The organism is Desulfatiferula olefinivorans (assembly GCF_054657895.1).
In genome coordinates this window covers 1-1,326 of the sequence record NZ_BAAHXV010000099.1, presented here as the reverse complement: position 1 = coordinate 1,326, position 1,326 = coordinate 1, and the positions used below count along the sequence as shown (strand labels likewise).

The window sequence follows — 1,326 nt, the reverse complement described above, 5'->3', positions numbered from 1 at the left end:
CTGTGTTAGATATGCCAACTCCCAAAAAATGGAATAGTCTATCAAATAAACTTTTACCTTACTGGAAGATTTTTGCCATTATATCGGCTCTTTCTTTTTTGTGCACTCTTGTAATCGTAATATCTCAAAAAAATGGTAATGATATTATAAGTATAAAAAATATCCCGATTCTATTAATATCGAGCATCATCTATATGTGGTCTTTTGGATTATTACTCGTTATAGCGTGGTTTAAAAAAATACAGGTTTATCCAGAAGAACCAATCGGAAAATATAAATTTTTTAAATACAAAGTCCGTAAATTTTTTGAATGGTATGCTTCAATATTTTTATCAATCTTTTGGATTTTTGTAGTGTTTATAAGCATTTTTATTTTTCGTTACTTTATTTTCAGCTAACAATGGCCTTCCAGGTGAGCGGGCACACGTTGCCGCTTTTTGAAAGGCTGAAATATATCAATCAATTTTGTCGGTCTCAGGGTTTCGGCAGTAAGTGCCCGCCCCCTGAAGGCCGGCGTTATCTTTTATGATAGAAGATTTTGCAAAAATAGCTGAACAATATTGTTCATGGACAGAGGCTTTGAAAAATGATGATGAAGTTGATCTAAATGAACTTCTTCTTTTATTGTCCTTATTGTTTAATTATGCATTATCTTTACCAATCACTGATCCCGATGAATTAGACGAAGAGACAGAACGATTGACCAATGGGGAGTGGAAATCTATTCATGAAAAGTATTCCCCCATTGAGTTTCAATATTATAATGAAATATTTGACCCCCATGATTTTGAAAATTCCGTACCAGTTGTGGGGGATTTACATGATGATTTAGCTGATATTTACCGTGACATTAAGCCTGGGGTATTGCTTTACCAAAAAGGTTTTACCAGTTCGGCTGTGTTTGAATGGCAATCATCCTTCGGTTTTCATTGGGGTGAGCACATCCTTTCGGCAATGCGTGCAATTTATATGTATATGAGATAATTGAAGATAACAATTTTTTGCAGCGGACCGGGCGACAGCGCGCCTTCGTTAACCGCTGTTGTTTATCAACCGTTTCAGCTCTCTGGTCGGCTGTCGCGATTCGCCGCCCGGCACGCTGAAAACTGCGTTCGGATTTGATTTTCATATTGGAATAGGCCAAAAAAGTAAATAAAATTGCAAATGAAAAAAAAATTAAGATTAACACCATTTTTAAAGAAGTTTGAAAATAACGGGCAGTGGTATCACAAACTTTTTAGGTCTGTGACTTATATTCTAATTGTTATTATTCCAACAATTTATTTTTATAAATCGTGTAGCAACCCTAATCTTGATTCCCTATAT

The 1,326-nt window shown here is 35.2% G+C and carries 2 protein-coding genes; both read left to right on the top strand.

Features of this window, described 5'->3' with window-relative positions; translation table 11 throughout:
* A partial coding sequence (locus ACYQ11_RS22030; protein ID WP_459925990.1) for a hypothetical protein occupies nucleotides 1-398 on the top strand: 398 nt, incomplete at its 5' end.
* 127 nt (nucleotides 399-525) lie between these two features.
* Complete coding sequence (locus tag ACYQ11_RS22025; RefSeq protein WP_459925989.1) at nucleotides 526-984, top strand: DUF5063 domain-containing protein; 459 nt, start codon at nucleotides 526-528, stop codon at nucleotides 982-984.
* The last annotated feature ends 342 nt before the right edge of the window (nucleotides 985-1,326 follow it).